Source organism: Tsukamurella sp. M9C (genome assembly GCF_020169415.1).
Taxonomy (GTDB): domain Bacteria; phylum Actinomycetota; class Actinomycetes; order Mycobacteriales; family Mycobacteriaceae; genus Tsukamurella.
Genome location: NZ_JAIULG010000010.1, coordinates 1 through 24,580, shown reverse-complemented (window position 1 = coordinate 24,580; position 24,580 = coordinate 1). Strand labels below are relative to the sequence as shown.

Here is a 24,580-nt window from a genome sequence, read left to right as displayed (position 1 = left end):
ACTCGTCAGGTCAAGCCAAACACCCGATTGTACGTCAATCGGGCTACCGCGCGTCGACCCGCGACTCTGCGAACTCCTCGAGGTAGCCGTCGGTGGCGCCGTGATCGCTGTAGTCGTGCACGCCGGCGGCGGTGCGCAGCTGCTGGCGGCCGCGGTTCACCGACCGCATCGTGGCGCCCAGCACCTCCTCGAACTGCGAGAGCTTGGTGTCGACGTACACGTCGCACTCCCCGCGCAGGCGGTCCGACTCGGCGTGCGCCGCATCGATGATCCGGTCGGACTCGCCCTTGGCGGCGGCCACGACCTCGGTCTCGGCGACGAGGCGCTCCTGCTCGGTGATGCCCTCGGCGACGGACCGCTGGTACGCGGCGTTGCCGTCGGCGACCAGGCGCTCGGCCTCGGCACGGGCGCGGCCGGTGACGGCCTCGTACTCGCGCTGGGCGCCGCGTCGGATCCGCTCGTCCTCGGCGCGAGCCTCGGCGACCAGGCCGGTGGCGTGCTGGTGCGCCTCGGCGACCATGCGGTCCGCCTGGGCCTTCGCGTCCGCGAGCAGGCGGTCGGCCTCGGCGCGGGAGCGGCTCAGGGTGGCGTCGGCCTCGGAGTTGGCCTGGGTCACCGTGGTGTCGTAATGGGTGCGCGCCTCGCTGACCAGGCGGTCCTTCTGATCGAGCACGTCCTGCGCGTCGTCGAGGTCGGCCGGGAAGGCGTCGCGGATGTCGTCGAGGAGCTCGAGCACATCACCGCGGGGCACGAGGCACCCGGCGGTCATGGGGACGCTGCGCGCCTCCTCCAGGATGGCGCCCAGCTCGTCCAGTGCTTCGAATACGCGGTACATACACCCATTGTGACGGGTGGGACCGATGTTTCGCCGTAACGGCGCCGCCGCGTGTCGAGTCGGTCGTGGAATCGGCTGATTCCTGACCTACGAAGCCCGATCCGGCCTCGTAGCGCAGAATTCGGCCGATTTCACGACAGCTTGGTGCTCAGGGCGGTCTGCACGTTGGGCGGGATCAGGGCGGAGACGTCGCCGCCCAGCTTCGCGACCTCCTTGACCAGCGAGCTCGACACGTAGGAGTACTGCGGTGCGGTCGTGAGGAACGCGGTCTCGACGTCGGTGAGGTGCATGTTCATCCCGGCCATCGGCAGCTCGTAGTCGAAGTCCGTCGAGTTGCGCAGGCCCTTGAGAATGCACGCGACGCCCTCCTGCCGGGCGTAGTCCACGAGCAGGCCCGTCCACCGGTCGACGGTGACGCCGGGCAGGTCCGCGACGTTCTCCTCGATCAGCGCGATCCGCTCGTCGATGGAGAACATGCCCTGCTTGTTGGGGTTCACGACGACGGTGATCACCAGCTCGTCGAAGATCCGCGCGGCCCGGCGGAAGATGTCCAGGTGGCCGTTGGTCATGGGGTCGAACGATCCGGGGCAGCACGCCTTGCTCATGCCCGGTCATCCTGCCAGACGGCGATCTCCACGCGGGTCTCCCCGTAGTCGCGCGTCAGGTCGAGCTCGAAGCCCTCGGGCCACGTCGCCGCGGGCGTCCGCGCGGAGCGCTCCACGATCGCGTGAGCGCCCGGCGCCAGCCATCCCGCGGTCAGCGCGGCGACGTCGCCGTCGACGGTCTCGGCCGGCACGTCGTAGGGCGGGTCCAGGAAGACGAGGTCGAACGGCTCGGCCGGGAGGTCGAGGTACGCCCGCACGGCCCGACGGTGCGCCGTCGCCCCCGGCAGCCCGACGGCGCGCGCGTTCTGGTTGATCACCGCGACCGCCTTGGCGTCGGCGTCCACGAGCACTGCGCGGGCGGCGCCGCGGGAGAGCGCCTCGAAGCCGAGCGCCCCCGACCCCGCGTAGAGGTCGAGGACCGCGAGATCGTCGAAGTCGAGGCGCGACTGCAGCGCGCTGAACAGCGCCTCGCGGACGCGATCCGACGTCGGGCGAGTGCCGCGGGGCGGCACCGCGAGCCTGCGCCCGCGTGCCGCCCCGGCGATGATCCTCGTCATCGCTCCACTGTAATCAGTGGGGTTACTCGGCCTTCGCCAGCCGCGCCTCCTCGATGTGCGCGAGGCGCGTGGCGTCGGTGTCCGGGCCGGGCACCTCGGTGCCGCGGATCGAGCAGCCCTTCGTCTCCTGCAGGAAGGGCAGCGCGATCAGGCCGATCACGCAGGCGCCCATCATGTACCACGCGGGGAACAGGCTCTGACCAGTTGCTTCGATCATGGACTCGTTGACGTACGGGGCGGTGCCACCGAAGGCCGCGGTCGCCACGTTGTAGGAGATGGCGAACCCGGCGAACCGCACCGGAGTGGGGAACATAGCGGGGAACGTCGCCGTGATCGTGGCGAGCTGCGGGATGTACAGCACTCCCAGCACCACGAGTGCCACCATCGCCAGAACCGTTCCCTGCTCCATCAACTGGAACAGCGGCCACGAGAGAACGAGCAGGCCGATCAGCGATATCCACCACATCGGTTTTCGCCCGGTGCGGTCGGACAGGGCGCCGAAGAACGGAATCAGAGCCGCCATGATCACCTGGGCGACCAGCAGTACCTTGGAGCCGGTTTCGGGATCCATACCGATCGCCCCGTGCAGGTAGGTGGGCATGTACGCGATCAGTGTGTAGTTCGAGACGTTGAGCGCGATGACGAGCCCGAAGAGGACGAGAATCGGACGCCACTGCTGGGTGAGCAGCTGCTTGAGCCCACCGACCGCCGAATCCTGGTTCTGCTTGTTGTCCTTGAGCTCGACGAACACCGGGCTGTCGTGGATCTGGTTGCGGAGGTACCAGCCGATGAAGCCCATGGGCAGCGCCATCAGGAACGGGATTCGCCAGCCGTACTCCTGCATCTGCTCCTCGGAGAGGATGACCTGCAGGAGCAGTACGACCGCGGTGCCTCCCGCGAAGCCGCACATGGTTCCGAACTCGAGGAAGCTGCCGTACTTGCCCCGCTGCCGATCGGGCGAGTACTCGGCCATGAAGGTCGCGGCACCGCCGTACTCGCCGCCCGTCGAGAAGCCCTGCACCATGCGCAGAACGATCAGTAGGACAGCGCCGAGCCACCCCGCGACGGCGTAGGTCGGAAGGAAGGCGATCAACGTGGTCGACCCGGCCATCAGCAGGATCGTAGTGGCGAGCACGGCCTTTCTGCCGATCTTGTCGCCGAGCGGGCCCCAGACGAATCCGCCGAGCGGCCGCAGGACGAACGAGATCGCGAATCCGAGCAACGTACCGATCGTGCCGTTCTCGGGGAACAATGCGTTCGCGATGTAAACGGCCGTCGACGCGTAGACGCCGTAGTCGAACCATTCGGTGAAGTTGCCCATCGCAGACGCGCCGATGGCTTTGTGCAGCGACTTCTTTCGCTGCGTCTCGGTCTCCTGGAGGCCCGCGGACGAGAGCGGTGAACCTCCGGACGTTGTTGAGTTATCAGGCATGCAGATCAGCCCCTGGCGTTGGTCACCGTGCGGACCGGGCTTGCCTGTGGCTAGACACTGCTGGGCCCACCGGACGTGTGATTACCGCGCGTTCGACGTTAACAGAGTCAACGACCGGTTCTCGGGTGGACGGTTCACCTGGTGGACACTGTCCGGCATCCTCGCTGGTAACCCGGTGTTCGCCGCCCGGGAACCGGACTGCGGCATCGTTTCCGCAATGCCCCTCAGTGATTCGCACTTCTCGCGTCGTTCGCTCCTCAAGGCCGGCACCGCCGGCGCCCTCCTGATCCCGGCCGGCTCGCTGCTCTCGGCCTGCGGCTCCTCCTCGGACGGCGCGGCGGCCTCGTCGTCGCCCGGCGTGGTCCGGGGCCGCCCGTCGCTCACCCACGGCATCGCGTCCGGCGATCCCCGCACCGACGGTGCGCTGGTCTGGGCGCGTTCGGATGCGCCCGCACGGATGATCGTCGAGACGGCATCGTCAGAGTCCTTCAGCAACCCGCGCCGTTTCGAGGGACCTCAGCTGAACCCGTCGTCCGACGGGGCCGGCCGGTTCCGCATCACGGGTCTCGAACCCGGCCAGACGGTGCACTATCGCGTCACCCTCGAAGGCGAGAACGGCGCGAAATCCGAGCCGGTGGCCGGCACGTTCCGGACGGCACCGTCGGCGAACGGGAACGTGAGCTTCGCCTGGTCCGGCGACGTGGTCGGCCAGGGCTGGGGCATCAACCGCGACGGCGGGATGGCGATCATGGGCGCCATCGCCGACGCGCGGCCCGACTTCTTCCTGCACTCGGGCGACGCGATCTACGCCGACAACCCCGTGCCGGAGACCCAGAAGCAGAACGACGGCAACACGTACCGCAACGTCACGGCCGAGGCCAAGAACCAGGTCGCACAGACGCTCGACCAGTTCCGCGGCAACTACGCCTACAACCTGACCGACGAGCACTACAAGCGGTTCGCGGCGACCGTGCCGCAGCTGATCCAGTGGGACGACCACGAGGTGGTCAACAACTGGTTCCCGGGCGAGAGCCTGGCAGGGCAGAACCGCAAGGGCTACACCGAGACCGACGTGAACAAGCTCGCGGACTTCGCCTACCAGGCGTGGCGCGAGTGGCAGCCGGTGCAGCCCACGGAGGCCGCCGACGGGCGCCTGTACCGCAAGATCTCCTACGGCCCGCTCCTCGACGTCTTCGTGCTCGACATGCGCAGCTACAAGGACCCGAACCCCAACGCGTGGGCCACGTCCAACGACGCCGGCATCCTCGGCGACAAGCAGACCCAGTGGCTCATCGAAGGCCTCACCTCGTCGAAGGCGGTGTGGAAGGTGGTCGCGAACGACCTGCCGCTGAGCATCGTGGTCCCCGACGCCGCTACGAACCCCAAGGACGGCGGCCCGAAGTCGATGGAGGCCGTCGCGCAGGGCGACAACGGCGCGCCGCTGGGCCGCGAGATCGCCCTCTCGCGCATCCTCTCCCGCACCAAGGACGTGAAGAACGTCGTGTACCTGACCGCCGACGTGCACTACACCGCGGCGATCTCGTACCACCCGGACAAGGCGGCCTTCCAGGACTTCTCGCCGTTCTGGGAGTTCGTGTCCGGCCCGCTCAACGCCGGCGCGTTCCCGCAGAGCCCGCTCGACGGGACCTTCGGCGCGCAGTACGAGTTCGTGCACGCCCCCGACAAGGCGAACGTCTCCCCCGCCGAGGGCTTCCAGCACTTCGGGCACGTCACCATCGACGGCGGCACCCGGGCGCTGACGGTGCACCTGCGCGACGCCAAGGGCGCCTCGCTCTACGCCAAGGAGCTCGCTCCGGCGTAGTCCTGCGCGCCCGCGTAGCGGAAGCGCTGGGCGGGGTGATCGGCGGCGAGCCGGTCACCCTGCCCGAACAGCTTGTGCCGCAGCGTTCCTGGCACGTACTCCGTGGGGTACACGCCCCGTCGGCGCAGCTCCGGAACGATGAACTCGACGATGTCCTCGAAGGTGCCGGGCGTGATCGCGTAGGCCAGGTTGAAGCCGTCGACGTCGGTCTCCTCGACCCACTCCTGCAGCTCGTCGGCTACCCGCTCCGCGGATCCGACGAGCACGGGGCCCATGCCGCCGATGCGGCCCCACTTGCCGATGTCCTCGACCGTCCAGTCCTTGCCCGACGGATCCGCCTGCTGGAAGTTGGAGACGGCCGAGATGATGGCGTTGGACTTGACGTCGCCCACCGGATCGCTCGGGTCGTAGGCGCCCAGGTCGACGCCCATCCACCCGGACATGAAGACCAGCGAGCCCTCGATGCTGGCGTACCGGTGGTACTCCTCGAGTTTCGCCTGCGCCTTCGCCTCGGTCTCGTCCGTGACGATGGTCAGCAGCGTGTAGACCTTGGCCGAGTACGGGTCGCGGCCGTTGGCGACGAGGCCCTCGCGGATCGTGCGCACGACCTTCTTCAGGATGGCCTTGGTGGGCGCCGCCACGAAGATCGCCTCGGCGTTGCCGGTCGCGAACGCCAGCCCGCGCGGCGACGCGCCGGCCTGGTAGATCACGGGCGAGCGCTGCGGCGAGGGCTCGCCGACATGGATGCCGGGTACGTCGAAGTACTTGCCGTGGTGGTTGATCGGGTGCACCTTCGACGGATCCGTGAACACGCCGCTCTCCCGGTCGCGGATCACCGCGTCGTCCTCCCAGGAGCCCTCCCACAGCTTGTAGAGCACCTCGAGGTACTCGTCGGCGTGGTCGTAGCGCTCGTCGTGCTGCAGCTGGTCGAGCTGCCCCATGTTCTTCGCCGCCGACGGCAGGTACCCCGTCACCACGTTCCAGCCGATCCGGCCGTTCGTGAGGTGGTCGAGCGTGGTCAGCCTGCGGGCGAAGGGGAAGGGGTGCTCGAAGCCGGTGCCGGCGGTGATGCCGATGCCGAGGTGCTCCGTCGCGCCCGCGATGGCCGAGGCCAGCAGGATCGGATCCGACACGGGGACCTGCGCCGCGTGCTTGATGGCGGCGTCGCCGTTGCCGTTGTAGGAGTCGTAGATGCCCAGGACGTCGGCGATGAAGATGCCGTCGAAGGTGCCGCGCTCCAACAGCTTCGCCAGGTCCGTCCAGTAGCTCAGCTCCTTGTAGCGGTGCGACTGGTCCTTCGGGTGCCGCCACAGGCCCGGGGACTGGTGGGCGACGCAGTTCATGTCGAAGGCGTTGAAACGGATCTGACGGCTCATGGAGGCCGACGCTAGGCGGCCCGCCCGCGCCCGCCCAGGCTTGCGCTCAGCGTGACGCGAGGGCCGCCCCGTCGGCTCGCGCGAGGGTACGGCGCACCGTCAGGCCAGGTTGAGCTGCCACGACACGCCGAACCGGTCCCCCACCCAGGCGAAGGCGGTGGAGAAGCCGTACTCGCCCAGTGGCATGTAGGTCTTCCCGCCCGCGCCGAGTGCCTCGGTGAGACGCTCCAATTCCTCGCGGTCGTCGCAGTCCACGAACAGCGACGTCGACGGGGTGAAGTCGAAGGCGTGGTCGACGGAGCTGTCGCTGATGAGCACGTGCTCGCCCTTGATCACCAGCTCGGCGAGCTGGATGCCGTGCTGCGGATCCGCGTGCGGCACCGAGCTCAGGACCGCCCCGTCGAAGGTCGCGACGTACAGGTCGATCGCCTGCGCGGCGACCGCGCCCTGGAACATGAGAAACGGACGAATCATGGTCATGCGGCGAGCCTACGTCCGGCGCGCGCCGTAGGGTGCGGGCATGACATCGGTGGTCGTGGTGGGCAGCGTGAATCTGGACGCGATCACGGTGTGCGAGCGGTTCCCGCAGCCGGGCGAGACGGTGACGGGTGTCTCGGTCGCCTTCGGGCAGGGCGGCAAGGGCGCGAATCAGGCCCGGTCGGCGGCGCGGTCGGGCGCGGCGACCGTCTTCGTCGGCGCGGTGGGCGAGGACGACGCCGCGGGCACGGTGCTGGACTCCCTCGCGGGCGCGGGGGTGGACGTCTCCCGCGTCGCGCGCACGCCCGGCAGCACCGGCTTCGCGAACGTCACCGTCGACGGGTCCGGGGAGAACCACATCGTGGTCGTGCCCGGCGCGAACGCCGCGGTGCGCGTGGACGACGCGGCGCGCGAGGCGATCGCCGACGCGGACGTGCTCCTCCTGCAGCTCGAGATCCCGCTGCCCGCGGTCGTCGACGCCGCCCGCGCCGCGCGCGAGGCCGGCACCGTCGTCCTGCTCAATCCCTCGCCCGTGCAGCCCCTCCCCGACGAGCTCGTCGAGCTCCTCGACGGCGTGATCGTCAACCGGGACGAGGAGAAGGCACTCGCCGAGGTCGTGGGGCGCGTGCCGCACGTCGTCACCACCCTTGGCGGCGACGGTGCCCGCGCGACGGGACCCGACGGCACCGTCGACGCCCCGGGCTTCGCGGTCGACGTCGTGGACACCACCGGGGCCGGCGACGCCTTCGCGGGCGCGCTCGCTGCGCACTGGGACCTGCCACCCACCGAACGGCTGCGCCGCGCCAACGCGGCCGGCGCCCTCACCGCCACCGCCGCCGGCGCGGCGGCCGCCCCCACCGCCGCCGAGGTCGACGCCTTCCTCGCCACCCAGGAGACCGCCCGATGACGATCACCGTCCACGACGTGCCCGGCGACGGCCCGTACGCCCTGACCACCGGGCCGGACGGGGCACTGTGGTTCACGCTCGTCGGGAGCGGCGAGATCGGGCGGTACGACTCCGCCACCGGTCAGACGGTGCGGTATCCCGTCGGCCCGGACACCGGCCCCACGATCATCACGACCGGGCCCGACGGCGCGCTCTGGTTCACCGAGTACCGCTCGCACCGCCTCGGCCGGATCACCGTCGACGGGGAGGTCTCGCACGTCGACCTCCCGCCCGGGTGCGGCCCTTTCGGCCTCGCGACGGGGTCCGACGGCGCGCTGTGGTTCACCGCGACCGCCACGAACCGGATCGGTCGGGTCACCGTCGAGGGAACGGTCACCGAGTTCGACCTGCCGATCCCCGGGGCCTTCCCCTCCGCGATCGCCGCCGGCCCGGACGGCGCGCTGTGGTTCCCGCTCAACCAGGCCGACGCGATCGGCCGGATCGACACCACCGGGACGGTCTCGGTGTTCGCCCTGGACTCCCCCGGCTGCGCGCCGGTCGGCATCGCCGCAGGGCCGGACGGGGCACTGTGGTTCGTCGAGATCGGGGCGGGCCGGATCGGCCGGATCACGCCCGGCGGTGCCGCCGCTCACCACCCACTCCCCGACGCCGCCGCCCGCCCGCACGGCATCTGCGCCGGGCCCGACGGTCGCATGTGGTTCACCGAGTGGGCCGGCAACGCCCTCGGCTCCATCGACGCCGAGGGACGAATCCGCAGGTACGAGCTGCCCGTGCCGGGCTCCGAGCCCCACGGCATCGCCCTCGGACCCGACGGTGCGCTGTGGGCCGCGCTGGAGGCCGGTTCGCTCGCTCGACTGGCCCCACCACAGCCCTGATGTGACCCATCTCACATTGACCCGCCTCGCTGGGGATACCCCGGGGTTCCGCTGACCGATTCCGAAGCGCGGGTGACTTCCGCATTGCCGGTTGTTAGCGTCGAGAGTGATGAGCCCGTCTCACAAGAGCGATCCCACTGCCCCCGCAAAAACGGGGGTCACCACCCGTCGCCCGTCGATCGACGATGGAATACGACTGTGGGAGATCGCCCGGGACACCGAGGTTCTCGATCTCAATTCGACGTACGCGTACACCCTGTTGTGCCGTGACTTCGCCGACTCGTCGATCGTCGCCGAGCATGATGGCGCCGTCGCCGGTTTCGTCACGGGGTACCGCCGTCCCGACCGCCCGGACACCCTGTTCGTGTGGCAGGTGGCGGTGGATGCCGCCCATCGGGGCCACGGCATCGCCTCGCGTATGCTCATCGATCTGTTGGATCATCTTGCGGTGAGGGGCGTTTCACGCCTGGAGACCACGATCACCGCGTCCAACACGGCGTCCCAGGAGCTCTTCGGCTCCGTGGCGAAGAAGCGCCGTTCCACCCTCACGGTGCGCGATCTGTTCGCCTCGCACCACATCTCCCCCACTGAATCCGACCCCCACGAGCCCGAGCAGCTGTACATCATCGACCCCGCCTGACCGGCGGGGCCGCTGCCGGCCCACTAGGAGGATCACCATGTCCACCCTGACCGACGAGAACACCAGCACCGCCGATTTCGAGCAGCCCTCGATCTTCAGCACCCGCGAGTCGGAGGTGCGCAGCTACTCGCGCGGTTGGCCTGCCGTCTTCGATCGCGCCGAGGGTTCATGGCTCATCGATCGCGACGGCCGCCGCTACCTCGACTTCTTCGCGGGCGCCGGTGCCCTCAACTACGGGCACAACCACCCCAAGCTGAAGCAGGCCCTGGTGGAGTACATCTCCGAGGGCCACATCACGCACTCGCTCGACATGTCGACCGTGGCGAAGGGCGAGTTCCTGCAGACCTTCGAGGACAAGATCCTCAAGCCCCGCGGCCTGGATTACAAGGTCCAGTTCCCCGGCCCCACCGGCACCAACACGGTGGAGGCGGCGCTGAAGCTGGCCCGCAAGGTCAAGGGCCGCGAGTCGATCATCAACTTCACCAACGCCTTCCACGGCATGACGCTGGGCGCGCTGTCGGTGACCGGCAACTCGATGAAGCGCGGCGGCGCCGGCATCCCGCTGGTGCACGCCACGCCGATGCCCTTCGACAACTACTTCGACGGCGTCGCACCGGACTTCCAGTGGTTCGAGGCCGTGCTCGCCGACTCCGGCTCGGGCCTGAACAAGCCGGCCGGCGTGATCGTCGAGACCGTCCAGGGCGAGGGCGGCGTCAACGTCGCGCGCCCCGAGTGGTTGCGCGCGCTGGCCGACCTGTGCGAGCGGCACGACATGCTGCTCATCGTCGACGACGTCCAGATGGGTTGCGGCCGTACGGGTCCGTTCTTCTCCTTCGAGGAGGCCGGGATCACGCCGGACATCGTGACACTCTCCAAGTCGATCGGCGGCTACGGCCTGCCGATGGCGCTCACGCTGATGAAGCCCGAGCTCGACGTCTGGGGCCCCGGCGAGCACAACGGCACCTTCCGCGGCAACAACCCCGCGTTCGTCACCGCCAAGCACGCGATCGACGAGTTCTGGTCGGACGACGTGCTCGAGAAGGAGACCCTCCGCAAGGGCGCCCACATCGAGAAGCGCTTCGACGAGTTGTGCGCCGAGTTCCCCGAGCATCTCAGCCACCGCGGCCGCGGCCTGGTGCAGGGCCTGGTCTTCGCCGACGCCGACAAGGCGGGCGCGGTCTGCGCCGCCGCCTACCAGCAGGGCCTGCTCGCGGAGACGTCCGGCCCGTCGGACGAGGTGGTCAAGCTGCTGCCCGCGCTCACCATCACCGACTCCGAGCTCGATCTCGGCCTCGACATCCTCGCCACCGCGACCCGAAAGGCACTGTCCGCATGATCGTCCGCACCACCGATGAGATCACCGGCACCGAGCGCGACGTCGCCGCCGGGAACTGGCGCAGCAAGCGCATCGTGCTCGGCGGCGACCGGGTCGGCTTCTCCTTCCACGAGACCGTGATCGAGCCCGGCACCGTCAACGAGTTCCACTACGCCAACCACGTCGAGGCCGTATGGCTCGTGGAGGGCGAGGGCACGCTCCTGGACCGGGAGACCGGCGTCGAGTACCCGCTCGCCCCCGGCACCATGTACCTGCTGGACGGCAACGAGCGGCACACCGTCACCACGAGGACCCGCATGCGCATGCTGTGCGTCTTCAACCCGCCCGTCGTCGGCACCGAGGTGCACGACGAGAACGGCGTCTACCCCCTGGTCGCCGTCGACTGACCCCCTCAGCAATTGAACGACGTTATGGAGAGTAAAACCCCAGGTCGGGTTCTCCATAACGTCGTTCAATTGCGTTAGAGGGTGAGGGCGAGGGCGCAGACGGCGACGACCACCAGCGCGGCGAGGGCGTCGATGCGGCCGGGGCCGTCGGCGCGCACGACGAGGCGGCCGGTGCCGCCGCGGGCGGCGATGGCCTCCCCCATCTCGGTCGCGCGGCGCAGGGAGACGACCATCGCGGCGACGCAGAGGTCGACCAGATCCGCACGGCGCGAACGCTTCACCGCGGGCGGCGGCTGGAGGCGGCGCGCCGCCGACAGCGTCCGGAACTCGTCGATCATCAGCGGGAACGTGCGCAGCGCCAACGCGAGCGTGACGGCCCACTCGTCCACCGGAATCCGCAACCGGCGCAACGGCCCGCACAGCCGCGCGACGGCGGGCGCCACGTCGGCAGGGTCAGTGGTCCACGCGATGAGCGCGCCGGCCCCGAGCAGCACCAACCCCAGCAGGATCACGCGCAGCAGGTTGAGCAGGCCGCCCAGGCCCACCGTGGCGCCGGCGACGTCCACGTGGGGCGCACCGCCGCTCGCCGCCATCAGGCAGCCGCCGATCAGCACCACCACGAGCACCCACCGCGGCACGGACGGCAGGACCGAGAGCGGGATCCTCGCCGCCGCCGCGGCCAGGACGAGCAGCGCGGCGAGCAGCCCGATCACCGGCCAACTCGGGTCGACCGTGAGCACGACGGAGATCGCCGCCACCGCCAGCAGTTTCGTGCCGGCCCAGAGGTCGTGCAGGTAGGAGCGGCGCGGCAGCGGCCGCAGCACCAACGACGTCGACCGGCTCATGCCACCTCCTCCGCATCGATCGCGCCGCCGGCGAGATGGACGGTCCGGTCGCACAGCCGGTCGAGGTGGTCGACGTCGTGCGAGATGATCACCATCGCCTGGCCGCCGTCGCGGATCCCGACCAACAGCTCGACCAGTTCGCGCTGCGATGGCAGGTCCAGCCCGGCGAGCGGCTCGTCGAGGATGAGCAGCCGCGGTGCCCTCGCGAGCAGGCCCGCGAGCGCCACCCGGCGGAGCTGGCCGCCGCTGAGCCGGTCGACGAGAAGCTCCGCCGTCGCTGCGGGGAGGCCGACGGAGGCGAGCGCCCGGGCGATCGCGGTGGCGTCGTCGCCGCGGAGGCCGGCCAGCGCGGCGAGAGCGTCGCCGGCGGTCCCGCGCACCAGCTGCAGGCGCGCCGCCTGCAGCGCGAGCGCCACCGCCCCGACGTGCTCGGCGACGGGCGCACCGTCGAGCTCGCAGGTGCCGGCGGTCGGCTCGAGGAGCCCGGCCATCACCCAGGCGAGCGTCGACTTGCCCGACCCGTTGCCGCCGCAGAGCAGCACCGCCTCGCCCTCGCGCACGGCGAGGTCGACGCCGCGGAGCGCGGTGCGCCGCCAGGGCGTCCCGGCGTCGTACTCGTAGTGCACGCCGCGCAGCACGAGCAGCGGCGCGCCGAGGGAGGGTCGGACGCTCCTGCCCTCGGTGGACGCGGGAGGGTCGGCACGCTGCGCGCTCCCGAGGTCGACGGTGCGGTCCGCTCCGGCCGCCTCCTCCGGGTAGTGGGTGATGTTCACCAGGCCCAGGTCGTGCTGCCGGGTCAGGCCGCCCAGCAGTGCCATCAGATCCTCGCGGCCGTCCCGGTCCACCATGGTGGTGACCTCGTCGGCGACGACGAGCGCGGGCCGCCGGGCCAGTGCCGCCGCGACGGCGAGACGCTGCGCCTCCCCGCCCGAGAGGCCGGAGGTGTCGCGGTCCCCCATGCCGCCGAGCCCGACTTCCGCGAGCAGGCCGTCGACGTCGACCTCCACCCCGTCCGGCAGGCCCCAGACGACGTCGTCCGCGACGCGGATCCCGAGCACCTGGCTGTCGGCGTGCTGCAGGACCAGGGCCGTGCCGCCGACCCGGCCGAGCGCCACGGCGCCGGGGCGATCGACGATGCCGGCCGTCGGCGGGAGCCCGGCCAGCACGCGCATGAGCGTCGACTTGCCGGTGCCGTTGGCGCCGGTCACCGCGACGTGATCGCCGGGTTCCACGCCGAAGGAGACGCCGGAGAGCGTGTCGTGCCGGGCCTCCGGGTAGCGGAAGGCGACGTCCTGCAGCCGCATCGGCAGCGGGAGGGGCGCACCGTCCTCGGACTCGCGGGGGAAGAGGTCGCGCGGCGCAGCGCTGGTGGCCCGGACCCGGCGGAGCACCGGGGTGAGGATGCGCCAGGCGAAGGAGCAGCCGATCACCACGATGAGCCAGACCGACACCCACACGAAGACCTGCCAGTGCTGCAGCCCGAAGGCCGCGAGACGCTGCAGCGCCGCCCCCGGTCCGGCTCCGCCCGGGAGCGGCCGCAGGAGCGCGCCCAGGCCGCGGACGTTCGCCGCGAAGGCGCCGAGCACCACCGTGCGGATCTCGGCGAGCGCCGCGAGGAAAGCGAACACCGCGGTCGCGACGACGACGCCCCAGAGGGCGGCGACGCCGAGCATGACGCCGCGCCCGCGGCCCCGCCGGCGCACCTGCCCGCAGATGACCCCCATGTACACGCACGTCCATGCGGAGACCAGGCCGCCGAAGCCCGCGAGCAGGAAGGCCACCGTCCCGGAGGCCATCGTCGTGGCGACCGCGACCCGCGCGCGGTGGTGGAAGGCCAGAACACCCATGGGAACGGCGCCGGCCCAGGCGAAGACGACGGCGCCCGGGACGACCATCGACAGCACCGCGATCGCCGACATGAGGGCGGCCGTGACCGCGGCGTGCGCGAGCTCGACGGGCCGCAGTGGGCCCGACTCGGTTTCCGACATCGAATCACCCTATCCGCGACCGCACATCTCGGTGGGGCGACGGGCCCGTCCGAATCAGTGCGCCGGGCGGGCGCATGGACCAGACTGGGGACATGACCTCGCTCGCCGATCTGGCCGTCACTCTCAAGTCCCTGCACCGCAAGGGAGATCCCGTCGTCCTGCCCACCACGTGGGACGCCTGGTCCGCCAACACCGCGGTCGCGGCGGGCTTCGCCGCGCTCACCGTGGGCTCGCACCCGATGGCCGATTCGATCGGTCGCCCCGACGGCGAGGGCATGAGCTTCGACGAGGCGATGACCCGCGTCGCGCAGATCACCTCGGCCGTCGACGTTCCCGTGTCCGTCGACATCGAGTCGGGGTACGGGCGGTCCGCGGAGCGGATCGTCGAGGGCCTCCTCAGCGCCGGCGCGGTGGGCCTGAACATCGAGGACACGGTGCACTCCGAGGGCGGCCGGTTCCGCGACGCGCAGGAGCACGCCGACCTGGTCGCCGCGCTGCGCGCCGCCTCCGACGCCGCGGGCGTGCACGTGGTGATCAACGCCCGCACCGACATCTTCAAGAGCCAGGTGGGTGAGGCGGAGGACCGCGTGGAGCGCGCCATCGCGCGGATGCAGCTGTGCGCCGACGCGGGCGCCGATTCGCTCTACCCGGTCGCGTTCCACGACGCGGCCACGCTCCGGCACCTCGCGGACGCCCTGCCGCTCCCCGTGAATGCGATCGCGAATCCGGCGACCGACGATCTGGCCGCGCTCGCCGCCGCCGGCGCGGGCCGGATCAGCTTCGGTCCGATCTGGCAGATGGCGCTCACCGAGCGGTCGAACGAGCTGCTCGCGCGCTGGCGCTGATCCTCATGTCTCGCGCGACGCCCTGGACGTGAGGAGCGCCAGGGCGTCGTCGACGCACCGGGTCACGAACGCGTCGTCCGGTGGTTCCCTGCCCACCAGCACGCGGAAGTAGACGGGCGCGGCCACGGACTCGAGCAGGTCGCGCGAGAGCACCCGGTCGGGGATCTCGCCGCGGGTGATCGCGCGCTCGATCACCGGCGCAGTGCTCGCGAATCGCGCGTCCCAGAAGCTGATCCGCGCGGCGTCGACCTCGGGGTCCTGCGACATCGCGAGGGTGGTTCCGAGGAGCCGCGCCAGTCCGGGCTGTTCGAGGAGCGCGGTGATCTGCCGCGCGACCTGGAGAAGGTCCTCGCGCAGATCACCGGTGTCCGGGGCGGGATTGCCCTGCGCCGCGAGCTCACTGACCGCGTCGGCGACGAGGGCCGTCGGTGTGGGCCACCGTCGATAGACGGTGGTCTCCGCGACGCCCGCCCGGGCCGCGACCTCCGCGATGCGCAGGCCCTCGAAGCCGTGCTCGGCCACCTGCGCGAGCGCCGCTGCCAGCACCGCCTCGCGAACACGCGCCGATCGACCTCCCGTCCGCCGACGGGGCCCTGCCTCCTGGTCCATACCCCAGTTCTACGCGACCGACGCCGTCACACCGAGGCGAGGTAGCCGTCGACCCAGTTGCCGAACTCGGCGGCGAGATGCCACTGGTGCTCGGTGATGTACAGGCCCGGCACCGCCGCGGGGAAGGCGACGCGGAGCCGGCTCCGGAACCCGCCGCCCGGGAGATCGCGGAACTGGTGGCGCACGCCGCCGATCATCTCCCCCGTCGCGAGCGACGCCGTACCGGCGATCTCGAGCGGATACGAGGGGTCGCGCGGGATCGGGACGCCACGCACGTCGGTGTAGTCGACGAAGAAGCGCAGGGGCAGCACCGCACCGCCGGTCACCTCGATCACCTCCTGTCTCCCGTCGGCGCCGGTGACGATGACGTAGTGGTCGGGGCACGCACCGGTCCACGTCGGGCGGTCGTCCGTGGTGCGCTCGCGGGTGAACCACTCCACCATGCCCGCGGCGGTGCCCCGCGGCGCCGTGATCTCGGTGTCCGCGATCGCCCAGCGGCCTCCCGACGCGGCCTTGGCGGCGAGCGTCGCGGCGCCAGCGAGCGCGGTCTCGGGCGCGAGCAGTTCGCGGATGCGGTCCACCCCGAGCCGCTCGCGCGTGCGGGCGAGCGCAGCACGCGCGGCCGGCAGATCCGACGGGGCCGCGACGCCGCGGTCCACCAGCGCGCGCAACTCCCCCGCGGCGACACCCGGGTAGTCCCGCAGGAGGCGCGCGGCGGCGATCGGCACGCGGCGGCGCTCCCACTGCCCCGGCGAGGAACCCCCGCCTCGTCGGCCTCGACACCGCCATCGTGACCTCCCTCTTAACGCTTGAATTTGTAGCGTTAGTGGATACTATGGGGTGACAGCGATCACTTGTCAAGACTCGAGGAACGGGCGACACCCATGACCGACCACACCGGCATCAGGACATTCATCGACGACCGCGCGGTCGCACCCGAGGCGGTGCGCGCGTGGGAGGAGCGCCGGCTCCGCGCCGTGTTCCGCAGGCTCGCCTCCGGGCTCGGAGCCCGCGCGACCGCCGAGCTGCTGCCCGACGAGTCGATCGCGGACGTACTGCGCGCACCGATCCAGGTGCAGCGGGACACACTCACCGCGATGAAGACGCGTCTGGGCCACGCCGGGATCTACGCCCTCCTCCGGCGCGAGCTCGCATTCTCGGAGGCCACCACGCGCGCGACCGTCGCGGTGAGTCGCGGCCGGACCGCGACCTCGGTCACGCGCCTGGAAGCACCGGGCGTGTCCGCGGAGCGCTTCGGGGCGTGGTTCGACGACCTCACCGCGTCGAACCGCGAGGGCGCGATGCTCGCCGCGTGCCCGGATCACTACCTGCTCCGCGGCCTGCCCGACGGCCGCCAGGAGGTCGTCGAGACCACGGGCGGCACGCCCACCGCGTCGCGGTTCCTCGTCGATTGCACGCGCAGCGACCGGCTGACCATCGCCGCCGACCCCGCGTACCCGATCCAGATCGCCGGCCTCGCGCTACTCGACGACGGGACGTGCATCGGCGGCGTCCGGCACCAGCTGCGCGACCGCGACGGTGCCCTCGACGCGCTGCTCACCGTCGAGTTCCCGGCGGCGGTGCCGGCGCACTTCCTTCGGCAGCACCAGTGGCACCTCGCCGTCGAGTTCGGCAACTGGATCTCCGCCGCTGCCCGCGAGATCGGCTGATCGGGACCGCGGCCCCGTCAGCGCCGACGGGCGCTACCGCGCACCGTCGGGCACCCAGGCCGAGCCCCGCTCCCGATCGAGGTACGTCTCGGACTTGTTGTGCAGGAAGAAGATGTACACGAAGAGCGAGATCGCGATGGTGATCGTGACGTAGGCGATGAACCAGGGCACGTGACCGGACTTCTTCGCGGCCTCGTAGATCAGCGGCGCGGTGCCGCCGAAGATCGAGTTGGCCAGGGCGTAGCCGATGCCCACGCCGAGCGCCCGCACGTGCGAGGGGAACAGCTCCGCCTTCACCAGCGCGTTGATCGACGTGTAGCCCGTGATGATGATGTAGCCGGCGCACACCATCGCGAGCGATCCGATCGCGACGTGGATGTTCGGCAGGAACGTGATGAGGAAGTACGTGTAGAAGACGCCGCCCACGCCGAAGAAGATCAGCATCGGCTTGCGGCCGATCCGGTCGCTGATCATGCCGCCGATCGGCTGGATGAGCATGAGGAAGATCAGGCCGATCAGGTTCACCCACGTCGCCGTCAGCGCGCGATCGGTGTAGGCCGTCTTGACGATCGCCGGGGCGTTGACGCTGTAGACGTAGAACGCCAGCGTGCCGCCCATCGTGACGAGGAAGCACAGCACCAGCTGTCGCCAGTAGCCGGTGAGCAGCTCGCGCATGGTGCCGGAACTGGTGTCCTCGCCGTCGCGGATCGCGGCGAGCTGCTCCTCCGACAGGGACTCGTCCATCGTGCGCCGCAGCCAGAAGACGACGATCGCCGCGATACCGCCGACGAAGAAGGCGATGCGCCAGCCGAAGTCGGACACCTGCGCCTTGGAGAAGATCCCCAGGAGCACGAGCAGCATGAACTGCGCGAGAACGTGCCCGCCGACCAGCGTGACGTACTGGAAGGAGGAGAAGAAGCCGCGCCGCTCGCGGGTGGCCGCCTCCGACATGTACGTCGCCGAGGTGCCGTACTCGCCGCCCGTCGCGAAGCCCTGCACCAGGCGGCAGAGGATGAGGATCACCGCGGCCGCCATGCCGATCGTCTCGCGGCCGGGGACGATCGCGATGACGAACGAGCACGCGGCCATCAGCGAGACGCTCATCGTGAGCGCAGCCCGCCTGCCCTTGCGGTCGGCGTACCGGCCGAAGAACCACGAGCCGACGGGTCGCATCAGGAAGGTGACGGCGAAGATCGCGTAGACGTAGACGGTCGAGTTCTTGTCGGCCTTGTCGAAGAACTGGCTCTCGAAGTACGTCGCGAACACCGTGTAGACGTAGACGTCGTACCACTCGACCAGGTTCCCGGAGCTGCCGCGCAGCGTGTTCCAGATCGCCCGGCGGGTCTCCGCCCGCGACGAGACGGGCTTCGTCGCAATCGATTCCGTCATGATGCCTTCCGTCCTAGACCTCGTCGGCGGAGCGGCCCGTGCTCCGATGACCGAGGGCGGCCACCGTGATCATCAGGGCGAGCATCGCCGCCGCCACCACCGCGAACACCCACACGCTGCCACGCTCGTCGAGAATCGGAAGCAGAACGAACGGAAGAAACGCGGTCACCAGCTTCGACAGCGAGTACGCGGCGCCGGCGGCCGTCCCCCGGATCGCCGTGGGGTAGGAGTCCGCGAGATACACGTGGTACGCGTTGGAGAACAGGTTCGACGAGAGCGTGTAGAGGAACCCGGCGAGCACGATCTGCACCGGACTCGCCGCGAAGCCGAACCACAGGCCGAAGACGGCCATCAGGCCCGCCGAGCCGATCACCAGGTACCGGCGTTCGATCCGCTCGACGATCGGCACCGCGAGCGCGGCGCCGAGCGGGTAGCCGATGTAGGACAGCGCCACGAACAGCAGCGAGGTCTGGATCGAGTAGCCCTTGGCGAGCAGGACCAGCGGCGCGATGGTGCCGAACCCGTAGTAGCCGAAGACCTCCAGCGCGGAGACGATCCACAGCATGACGGTGCGCCGGCGGTACGGCGGGCGGAACAGGGCGCGGATGGTGATCGCGTGGGACTTCACCGGGCGGAGCGCCGCGTCGGGCTCCGCGAGCACCTTCCCCTCGGCGACCGCCTGCGCCTCCATCCGCCGGACGATGGCGTCGGCCTCGTCGTAGCGGCCCTGCGCCTCCAACCACCGGGGCGACTCGGGCAGGCCCCGTCGGACCAGCCAGACCAGCAGCGAGCCGAGCGCGCCGAAGACGAACAGCAGCCGCCAGCCCTGCACCTCCACCCCGCCGAGATCGAAGACCTGCGGGGTGAGCCAGCGCGCGGCGAAGCCGACGACGGGGACGCCGAGGAAGGACACCACGTAGGCGAGCGAGATGTACTTGCCGCGCACGTTCTTCGGCAGGATGTCCGAGAGGTAGGAGTCGGCGAGCGCGAACTCGCCGCCGATACCGATGCCGGCGACGAACCGCGTCACCACGAGGAACGCGGCGTTGGGGCTGAACGCGCCCGCGAGCGACATCGCCGAGTAGAGCGCGAGGTTGATCATGAACGCGGTCCGCCGGCCGTAGCGGTCCGCGAGGCGGCCCATGAACAGGGCGCCGATGAACTGTCCGATGAAGGCGGACGCCAGGAGCAGTTTGAGTTCGTCCGGCCCCAGCGCGAAGTCCTTCTTGAGCACCGTCGCGATGGTCGCGGCGAGGAAGTTCTCGTACTGGTCGAAGAACAGGCCCAGCCCGATGACACCGACGGCGGCGAAGTGCAGCCTGGTCATCGGCAGCCGGTCCAGGCGCGCCGCGATCGACGGTGCCTGCGAAGTCTCGGTGGTCATCGTCGAAATATACTTCGGTAAACGAATACACCGGTGTCGGGGCGGTGACCGCCAGGCGAAACAACGGTGCGATACCGCACGCGAGCGCCCGCGGAGGAGTTGAATCTCCCGAGTGATCGTCGATTGCGCCCACTACCTGGGCGGCGCCCGGCAGGCCGAGGAGACCCTCGCCCCGCTGGACGCCGCGCGCCTGTGCACCGAGGACGGCTTCGTCTGGCTCGGCCTGTTCGAGCCGACCCCCGCGGAAATGGAATCGGTGCGCGAGGCCTTCGACCTGCACGAGCTCGCCGTCGAGGACGCGCAGGACTACCACCTGCGGCCCAAGGTCGAGGACTTCGAGGCCTCGGTGAAGCTGGTGATCCTGCGGACGGCGCGCTACGACGACGCCCGCGAGGAGGTCGACTTCGGCGAGATCAGCGTCTTCGTCGCGAAGAACTTCGTCATCACCGTGCGGCAGGGCGTCGCGAGCGAGCTGCATCAGGCCCGGGCCCGGCTCGAGCAGAAGCCGGAGCTCCTCGCACTCGGCACCGACGCGGTGCTGTGGGCGATCCTCGACCAGGTCGTCGACGGTTACGAACCGGTCGTCGCCGGCCTGGAGCACGACATCGAGCAGATCGAGGCGACGGTCTTCTCCGGCGCGGTCGCGCCCACCGAGCGGATCTACCTCCTGCGGCGTGAGGTGACGAACTTCTACCGCGCCGCCCACCCCCTGCTCGCCGTGGTCAACTCGGTGGGCAAGGGCCTCGGCGAGGAACGCCTCTCCCCCTACCTCCGCGACGTCTACGACCGGCTGCAACTCGTCAACGAGGAGGTCTCGGCGCAGCGCGACCTGCTCGGCACGATCCTGCAGGCCAACATCGCCGTGGTCTCGGTGCAGCAGGCGCACTCCGCGGCGCGGCAGAGCTCGACGATCGAGCGGCTCACCGTGCTCTCCACCATCTTCCTGCCGCTGACCTTCGTCACCGGCTTCTTCGGCCAGAATTTCGGCTGGCTCGTCGACCACATCGGCGGCCCCTGGCAGTTCCTGGTCTTCGGCGTCTGCGGCCTGTTCGTGCCGCTCATCGCGCTGCGCCTGTGGCTGCGCCGCAAGGAGTCGATGCCCGACAATCCGCTGGGCAGCACCGACTGACCCCGCGCGACGTAGCCTGGACGGGTGCGCACTGCGATGCCAGCCTGGGAGCCCGCGGAGGCGACCGCGCCGGACCCGGACTATGCCGACCGGCTCGACCGGGCCCGCGCCCTTCTCCGCGGCCGGCGCATCGTCGCCCTGACCGGCGCGGGGATCTCCACCGCGTCAGGCATCCCCGACTACCGCAGCCCGGGGGCGCCCCGTCGGAACCCGATGACGATCCAGCAGTTCCTCGGCTCGCCCGAGTTCCGCCGGCGGTACTGGGCCCGCAACCACCTCGGCTGGCGGCACATGGACGCCGCGCTGCCCAACCCCGCGCACCGGGCGCTGACGGAGCTCCCCGGGATCAGCGGGGTCATCACGCAGAACGTGGACCTGTTGCACCTCAAGGCGGGCTCGCGCGGCGTCATCGACCTACACGGCAACTACGCCCAGGTGCGGTGCCTGAGCTGTGAGAACCGGATCAGCCGGCACCACCTGCACGCACGGCTCGAGCCGCTCAACGCGGACTTCGCCGCGCGCATCGCCGATCGCGGCGCGGTCGAAGTGGCGCCCGACGCCGACGTCGTGGTCGAGGACACGACGGACTTCACCATGGTCGACTGCGGCACCTGCGGCGGCATCCTCAAGCCCGACATCGTCTACTTCGGGGAGTCCGTGCCCAAGCCGCGCGTCGAGCGCGCCTTCACCATGGTCGACGGTGCCGACGCCCTCCTCGTGCTGGGCAGCTCGCTCACCGTGATGTCGGGGCTCCGGTTCGTGCGGCACGCGCACAAGCAGGGCAAGCCCGTCGTCATCGTCAACCGCGGGCGCACGCGGGGCGACGGGCTGGCCGACGTCACCGTCGACGTGGACGTCGCGACGGCGCTGCGCCGCCTCGTCGCTCCCTGAACCCACTGAACCCCGCCCCGACCGAGAGGACATCCCGTGAGCACCGCCGCCGACCTGCCGCTCGAGGACCGCGCCCGCCTGCTGACCGGCGCCGACTTCTGGACCACCGCCGCGGCCCCGGGCGTCCCGTCGATCGTGCTGACCGACGGCCCACACGGCGTGCGCCGCCAGGTGGGCGCGTCGGATCACCTGGGGCTCAACGCCGCCGCCCCCGCGACCTGCTTCCCGCCGGCGGTCGCCGTGGGGTCGAGCTGGAATCCGGACCTGGCGCGGCGGATCGGCGGGGCGGTCGCGGCGGAGGCGCGGGCGCTGGGCGTCGCCGTGGTGCTCGGCCCCGGCGTCAACATCAAGCGGCATCCGCTGTGCGGCCGGAACTTCGAGTACTACTCCGAGGATCCGCTGCTCGCCGGCGCGCTGGGCGCCGCCCAGGTGCAGGGCCTGCAGGACGGCGGCGCGGGCGCATCGGTCAAGCACTTCGCGCTGAACAACCAGGAGACGGAGCGCATGCGGGTCAGCGTCGACGCCGACCCGCGCACCGTCCGCGAGATCTACCTGCCAGCGTTCGAGCGGATCGTCACGGACGCGGCGCCCGCGACCGTGATGTGCTCGTACAACCGCATCGACGGCGTGTACGCCTCGGAGAACCCCTGGCTGCTCACGACGGTGCTGCGGGACGAGTGGGGCTACGACGGGCTCGTCGTCTCCGATTGGGGCGCGGTGCACGACCCGGTCGCCGCGGTCAACGCCGGCCTCGACCTGGAGATGCCGCACGGCCCGAACAGCGCCGCGCGGATCGTCGAGGCGGTCGGGTCCGGCGAGCTCGACGAGGCCGTCGTCACGCGCGCGGCGCAGCGCGTGATCGACCTGACGCGCTGGGCGCCGTCGGACGACGAGCCGGCGCCGGACCTGGACGTGCACCACGCCCTCGCGCGGGAGGCCGCGACCGAGTGCGCCGTCCTGCTGCGCAACGAGGACGCCGCGCTCCCCCTCGGTCCCGCATCGGGGTCGGTCGCCGTGATCGGCGAGCTGGCCCGCACGCCGCGCTACCAGGGCGGCGGCTCGAGCCATATCAATGCCACCCGCGTCGACGTCCCGCTCGACGAGATCGCCGCGCGCGGCGCCGATCTGGGCGTCGCGGTGGAGTTCGCGGCGGGCTACGGCCTCGGCGACGAGGACCACGCCGCTCTCCTCACTGAGGCCGTCGCGGCGGCCGCGCGGTCCGGGACCGCGGTGGTCTTCGCCGGACTCACCGAGGCCGAGGAGTCCGAGGGCTTCGACCGGCCGGATCTCGCGATCGACCCGCGGCAGGTGGAACTGCTCCGCGCCGTCGCCGCCGCGGCGCCGCGCACCGTCGTCGTGCTGGTCGGCGGCGGCGTGATCGAGCTGGAGCCCTGGCACGACGAGGTGGATGCGATCCTCGAGGCCTTCCTCCTCGGGCAGGGCGGCGGCGCGGCGATCGCGGACCTGCTGTTCGGCCTCGCGGCACCGTCGGGCCGGCTCGCGGAGACGGTCCCGCACCGCCTGGAGCAGACGCCTGCGTTCGGGAACTTCCCCGGCGAGCTGGGCACCGTGCGCTACGGCGAGGGCCTCCTCGTCGGCTACCGCTGGTACACCTCCCGGGGCATCGCGCCGCGGTATCCGTTCGGGCACGGCCTCGGCTACACCACGTTCGCGGTCGACGGCCTCGCCGTGCTGGCCACCGGGCGCGACTCCGCGACGGCCACGGTCCGCGTCACGAACGCCGGCGACCGGGCGGGCAGCCACGTGGTGCAGCTGTACGTGGGCGGCGGGCCCGGTGCGGTCTGCCACCCGCGCCGATCGCTGGCCGCCTTCGACAAGGTCGCGCTCGAGCCCGGCGCCTCGACCACGGTGACCCTCGACCTGCCGCGGCGCGCCTTCGCTCACTGGGACGGGCCGCGCGGCGACTGGGTCGTCTCGCCCGGCGACTACCTGATCGAGGTGGGTCGCAGCAGCGCGGACATCGACGCGGACGCCGTCCTCGCGCTCCACGGGGACGTGCTCACCCAGCGGCTGGACATGGACTCGACGATCTCCGAGTGGGCCGCGCACCCCGTCGCGGGCGAGGGCTTCCGCGCGACGCTGGCGGGGGCGGCGGGCGGCATGCCCGTCGACCAGCTCCTGGAGCTCGCCGGATCCATGCCGATCGGGAAGGCCCTCGACATGCTGCCCGGCGAGGCCGGGGACGAGGCCCGGTCCCGGCTGGAGGCCGCGATCGCCGCGCAGTGACCGCGCTGCTCAGAGCGGATCCGACGGTGCCGCACGCCCCCGGCGTCGTAGCGTTGCCGGTATGACGATCGGCGGCGAGGCACTGTTCCGGCACGAACTGGGCGGTGTGCTGCGGCGTCGTCGCCAGGAGCGGGGCGAGCGGCTGGCCGACACCGCGGCGCGGGCGGGGATCTCGCCGCAGTACCTCTCCGAGATCGAGCGCGGCCTCAAGGACCCGTCGAGCGAGATGCTGGCGGCGATCGCCGGGGCGCTCGGCACCGGCGTCGGCGCGCTCGCGGTCGAGGTGGGCCGCCGCCTCGGTGCCGCGCGCCCGGTCCTGCGCCTCGATCGCACTG

The 24,580-nt window shown here is 71.0% G+C and carries 24 protein-coding genes; 12 read left to right on the top strand and 12 right to left on the bottom strand.

Annotation, left to right across the window (positions count from 1 at the left end):
- Positions 1-43: 43 nt before the first annotated feature.
- The 4 genes from LB823_RS07580 to LB823_RS07565 form a co-directional block, all read right to left on the bottom strand.
- Complete coding sequence (locus tag LB823_RS07580) at positions 44-835, bottom strand: DivIVA domain-containing protein (protein ID WP_224646157.1); 792 nt, start codon at positions 833-835, stop codon at positions 44-46.
- A gap of 131 nt (positions 836-966) precedes the next feature.
- Positions 967-1,440, bottom strand: a complete 474-nt coding sequence (coaD, locus tag LB823_RS07575; RefSeq protein ID WP_224646156.1) for a pantetheine-phosphate adenylyltransferase — start codon at positions 1,438-1,440, stop codon at positions 967-969.
- Complete coding sequence (gene rsmD / locus LB823_RS07570; protein ID WP_224646155.1) at positions 1,437-1,997, bottom strand: 16S rRNA (guanine(966)-N(2))-methyltransferase RsmD; 561 nt, start codon at positions 1,995-1,997, stop codon at positions 1,437-1,439. The genes coaD and rsmD overlap by 4 nt, the downstream gene beginning before the upstream one ends.
- A gap of 22 nt (positions 1,998-2,019) precedes the next feature.
- Positions 2,020-3,318: an MFS transporter gene (locus LB823_RS07565; protein ID WP_374201288.1), complete on the bottom strand. Its 1,299-nt coding sequence runs from the start codon at positions 3,316-3,318 to the stop codon at positions 2,020-2,022.
- A 328-nt stretch (positions 3,319-3,646) separates the two neighbouring features.
- Here LB823_RS07565 and LB823_RS07560 point away from each other — a divergent pair, with 328 nt between their 5' ends.
- Positions 3,647-5,251, top strand: a complete 1,605-nt coding sequence (locus tag LB823_RS07560) for an alkaline phosphatase (protein ID WP_224646154.1) — start codon at positions 3,647-3,649, stop codon at positions 5,249-5,251.
- Here LB823_RS07560 and LB823_RS07555 read toward each other — a convergent pair.
- On the bottom strand, positions 5,224-6,627 hold the full coding sequence (locus tag LB823_RS07555) for an LLM class flavin-dependent oxidoreductase (RefSeq protein WP_224646153.1): 1,404 nt from the start codon (positions 6,625-6,627) through the stop codon (positions 5,224-5,226). The two genes, LB823_RS07560 and LB823_RS07555, sit on opposite strands and share 28 nt — an antisense overlap.
- Before the next feature lie 99 nt (positions 6,628-6,726).
- The gene (locus tag LB823_RS07550; RefSeq protein ID WP_224646152.1) at positions 6,727-7,107 is read right to left on the bottom strand and encodes a VOC family protein; all 381 of its coding nucleotides are present in this window, start codon (positions 7,105-7,107) and stop codon (positions 6,727-6,729) included.
- 40 nt (positions 7,108-7,147) lie between these two features.
- Between LB823_RS07550 and LB823_RS07545 the strand changes: the two genes are divergently transcribed.
- From LB823_RS07545 to LB823_RS07525, 5 genes are all read left to right on the top strand, one after another.
- The gene (locus tag LB823_RS07545) at positions 7,148-8,011 is read left to right on the top strand and encodes a ribokinase (protein ID WP_224646151.1); all 864 of its coding nucleotides are present in this window, start codon (positions 7,148-7,150) and stop codon (positions 8,009-8,011) included.
- Positions 8,008-8,886 carry a virginiamycin B lyase gene (locus LB823_RS07540; RefSeq protein ID WP_224646150.1) on the top strand — a complete coding sequence of 293 codons (879 nt, stop codon included), beginning with the start codon at positions 8,008-8,010 and terminating at the stop codon, positions 8,884-8,886. The genes LB823_RS07545 and LB823_RS07540 overlap by 4 nt, the downstream gene beginning before the upstream one ends.
- A gap of 109 nt (positions 8,887-8,995) precedes the next feature.
- The gene (gene ectA, locus LB823_RS07535; protein WP_068524814.1) at positions 8,996-9,526 is read left to right on the top strand and encodes a diaminobutyrate acetyltransferase; all 531 of its coding nucleotides are present in this window, start codon (positions 8,996-8,998) and stop codon (positions 9,524-9,526) included.
- A gap of 37 nt (positions 9,527-9,563) precedes the next feature.
- Entirely contained in the window at positions 9,564-10,862 is a 1,299-nt protein-coding gene (gene ectB / locus LB823_RS07530; RefSeq protein ID WP_224646149.1) for a diaminobutyrate--2-oxoglutarate transaminase, read from the top strand.
- Positions 10,859-11,248, top strand: coding sequence for an ectoine synthase (locus LB823_RS07525; RefSeq protein ID WP_224646148.1), 390 nt, complete (start codon positions 10,859-10,861; stop codon positions 11,246-11,248). Before ectB ends, LB823_RS07525 begins: the two co-directional genes overlap by 4 nt.
- Before the next feature lie 74 nt (positions 11,249-11,322).
- Here the strand turns inward: LB823_RS07525 and LB823_RS07520 are convergent, their stop codons facing one another.
- Together LB823_RS07520 and LB823_RS07515 are read right to left on the bottom strand one after the other, a co-directional pair.
- The gene (locus LB823_RS07520; RefSeq protein ID WP_224646147.1) at positions 11,323-12,093 is read right to left on the bottom strand and encodes a CbiQ family ECF transporter T component; all 771 of its coding nucleotides are present in this window, start codon (positions 12,091-12,093) and stop codon (positions 11,323-11,325) included.
- Positions 12,090-14,081 (bottom strand): ATP-binding cassette domain-containing protein, encoded by a 1,992-nt coding sequence (locus tag LB823_RS07515; RefSeq protein WP_224646146.1) that lies wholly within the window; start codon positions 14,079-14,081, stop codon positions 12,090-12,092. The genes LB823_RS07520 and LB823_RS07515 overlap by 4 nt, the downstream gene beginning before the upstream one ends.
- A 92-nt stretch (positions 14,082-14,173) precedes the next feature.
- Between LB823_RS07515 and LB823_RS07510 the strand changes: the two genes are divergently transcribed.
- On the top strand, positions 14,174-14,926 hold the full coding sequence (locus LB823_RS07510; protein WP_224646145.1) for an isocitrate lyase/phosphoenolpyruvate mutase family protein: 753 nt from the start codon (positions 14,174-14,176) through the stop codon (positions 14,924-14,926).
- 3 nt (positions 14,927-14,929) lie between these two features.
- Here the strand turns inward: LB823_RS07510 and LB823_RS07505 are convergent, their stop codons facing one another.
- Both LB823_RS07505 and LB823_RS07500 read right to left on the bottom strand, forming a co-directional pair.
- The gene (locus LB823_RS07505; protein WP_224646144.1) at positions 14,930-15,535 is read right to left on the bottom strand and encodes a TetR/AcrR family transcriptional regulator; all 606 of its coding nucleotides are present in this window, start codon (positions 15,533-15,535) and stop codon (positions 14,930-14,932) included.
- 26 nt (positions 15,536-15,561) lie between these two features.
- Positions 15,562-16,263 carry a hypothetical protein gene (locus LB823_RS07500; RefSeq protein ID WP_224646143.1) on the bottom strand — a complete coding sequence of 234 codons (702 nt, stop codon included), beginning with the start codon at positions 16,261-16,263 and terminating at the stop codon, positions 15,562-15,564.
- A 156-nt stretch (positions 16,264-16,419) separates the two neighbouring features.
- On the opposite strand from LB823_RS07500, the gene LB823_RS07495 reads away from it, so the two are divergent.
- On the top strand, positions 16,420-17,205 hold the full coding sequence (locus LB823_RS07495; RefSeq protein ID WP_224646142.1) for a hypothetical protein: 786 nt from the start codon (positions 16,420-16,422) through the stop codon (positions 17,203-17,205).
- A gap of 33 nt (positions 17,206-17,238) precedes the next feature.
- Here the strand turns inward: LB823_RS07495 and LB823_RS07490 are convergent, their stop codons facing one another.
- Positions 17,239-18,594, bottom strand: coding sequence for an MFS transporter (locus LB823_RS07490; protein WP_224646141.1), 1,356 nt, complete (start codon positions 18,592-18,594; stop codon positions 17,239-17,241).
- A gap of 13 nt (positions 18,595-18,607) precedes the next feature.
- A complete protein-coding gene (locus tag LB823_RS07485; RefSeq protein ID WP_224646140.1) occupies positions 18,608-19,978 on the bottom strand; it encodes an MFS transporter in 1,371 nt (456 codons plus the stop codon).
- Between the two features lie 112 nt (positions 19,979-20,090).
- On the opposite strand from LB823_RS07485, the gene LB823_RS07480 reads away from it, so the two are divergent.
- From LB823_RS07480 to LB823_RS07465, 4 genes are all read left to right on the top strand, one after another.
- Entirely contained in the window at positions 20,091-21,107 is a 1,017-nt protein-coding gene (locus tag LB823_RS07480; RefSeq protein WP_224646139.1) for a magnesium and cobalt transport protein CorA, read from the top strand.
- Positions 21,108-21,131: 24 nt separating this feature from the next.
- Complete coding sequence (locus LB823_RS07475; RefSeq protein ID WP_374201287.1) at positions 21,132-21,998, top strand: Sir2 family NAD-dependent protein deacetylase; 867 nt, start codon at positions 21,132-21,134, stop codon at positions 21,996-21,998.
- A 36-nt stretch (positions 21,999-22,034) separates the two neighbouring features.
- Positions 22,035-24,245 (top strand): glycoside hydrolase family 3 C-terminal domain-containing protein, encoded by a 2,211-nt coding sequence (locus tag LB823_RS07470; protein ID WP_224646138.1) that lies wholly within the window; start codon positions 22,035-22,037, stop codon positions 24,243-24,245.
- A 61-nt stretch (positions 24,246-24,306) separates the two neighbouring features.
- A partial coding sequence (locus LB823_RS07465) for a helix-turn-helix domain-containing protein (RefSeq protein ID WP_224646137.1) occupies positions 24,307-24,580 on the top strand: 274 nt, incomplete at its 3' end.

Excerpts from the sequence above, each read along its gene's own strand:
- LB823_RS07490 (WP_224646141.1), bottom strand. The coding sequence starts at position 18,594 with ATGACGGAATCGATTGCGACGAAGCCCGTCTCGTCGCGGGCGGAGACC.
- LB823_RS07495 (WP_224646142.1), top strand. The coding sequence starts at position 16,420 with ATGACCGACCACACCGGCATCAGGACATTCATCGACGACCGCGCGGTC.
- LB823_RS07540 (WP_224646150.1), top strand. The coding sequence starts at position 8,008 with ATGACGATCACCGTCCACGACGTGCCCGGCGACGGCCCGTACGCCCTG.
- LB823_RS07520 (WP_224646147.1), bottom strand. The coding sequence starts at position 12,093 with ATGAGCCGGTCGACGTCGTTGGTGCTGCGGCCGCTGCCGCGCCGCTCC.
- LB823_RS07580 (WP_224646157.1), bottom strand. The coding sequence starts at position 835 with ATGTACCGCGTATTCGAAGCACTGGACGAGCTGGGCGCCATCCTGGAG.
- LB823_RS07505 (WP_224646144.1), bottom strand. The coding sequence starts at position 15,535 with ATGGACCAGGAGGCAGGGCCCCGTCGGCGGACGGGAGGTCGATCGGCG.
- LB823_RS07560 (WP_224646154.1), top strand. The coding sequence starts at position 3,647 with ATGCCCCTCAGTGATTCGCACTTCTCGCGTCGTTCGCTCCTCAAGGCC.
- coaD (WP_224646156.1), bottom strand. The coding sequence starts at position 1,440 with ATGAGCAAGGCGTGCTGCCCCGGATCGTTCGACCCCATGACCAACGGC.
- LB823_RS07550 (WP_224646152.1), bottom strand. The coding sequence starts at position 7,107 with ATGACCATGATTCGTCCGTTTCTCATGTTCCAGGGCGCGGTCGCCGCG.
- LB823_RS07515 (WP_224646146.1), bottom strand. The coding sequence starts at position 14,081 with ATGTCGGAAACCGAGTCGGGCCCACTGCGGCCCGTCGAGCTCGCGCAC.
- LB823_RS07510 (WP_224646145.1), top strand. The coding sequence starts at position 14,174 with ATGACCTCGCTCGCCGATCTGGCCGTCACTCTCAAGTCCCTGCACCGC.
- ectB (WP_224646149.1), top strand. The coding sequence starts at position 9,564 with ATGTCCACCCTGACCGACGAGAACACCAGCACCGCCGATTTCGAGCAG.
- rsmD (WP_224646155.1), bottom strand. The coding sequence starts at position 1,997 with ATGACGAGGATCATCGCCGGGGCGGCACGCGGGCGCAGGCTCGCGGTG.
- LB823_RS07525 (WP_224646148.1), top strand. The coding sequence starts at position 10,859 with ATGATCGTCCGCACCACCGATGAGATCACCGGCACCGAGCGCGACGTC.
- LB823_RS07545 (WP_224646151.1), top strand. The coding sequence starts at position 7,148 with ATGACATCGGTGGTCGTGGTGGGCAGCGTGAATCTGGACGCGATCACG.
- LB823_RS07555 (WP_224646153.1), bottom strand. The coding sequence starts at position 6,627 with ATGAGCCGTCAGATCCGTTTCAACGCCTTCGACATGAACTGCGTCGCC.
- LB823_RS07565 (WP_374201288.1), bottom strand. The coding sequence starts at position 3,318 with ATGGGCAACTTCACCGAATGGTTCGACTACGGCGTCTACGCGTCGACG.
- LB823_RS07485 (WP_224646140.1), bottom strand. The coding sequence starts at position 19,978 with ATGACCACCGAGACTTCGCAGGCACCGTCGATCGCGGCGCGCCTGGAC.
- ectA (WP_068524814.1), top strand. The coding sequence starts at position 8,996 with ATGAGCCCGTCTCACAAGAGCGATCCCACTGCCCCCGCAAAAACGGGG.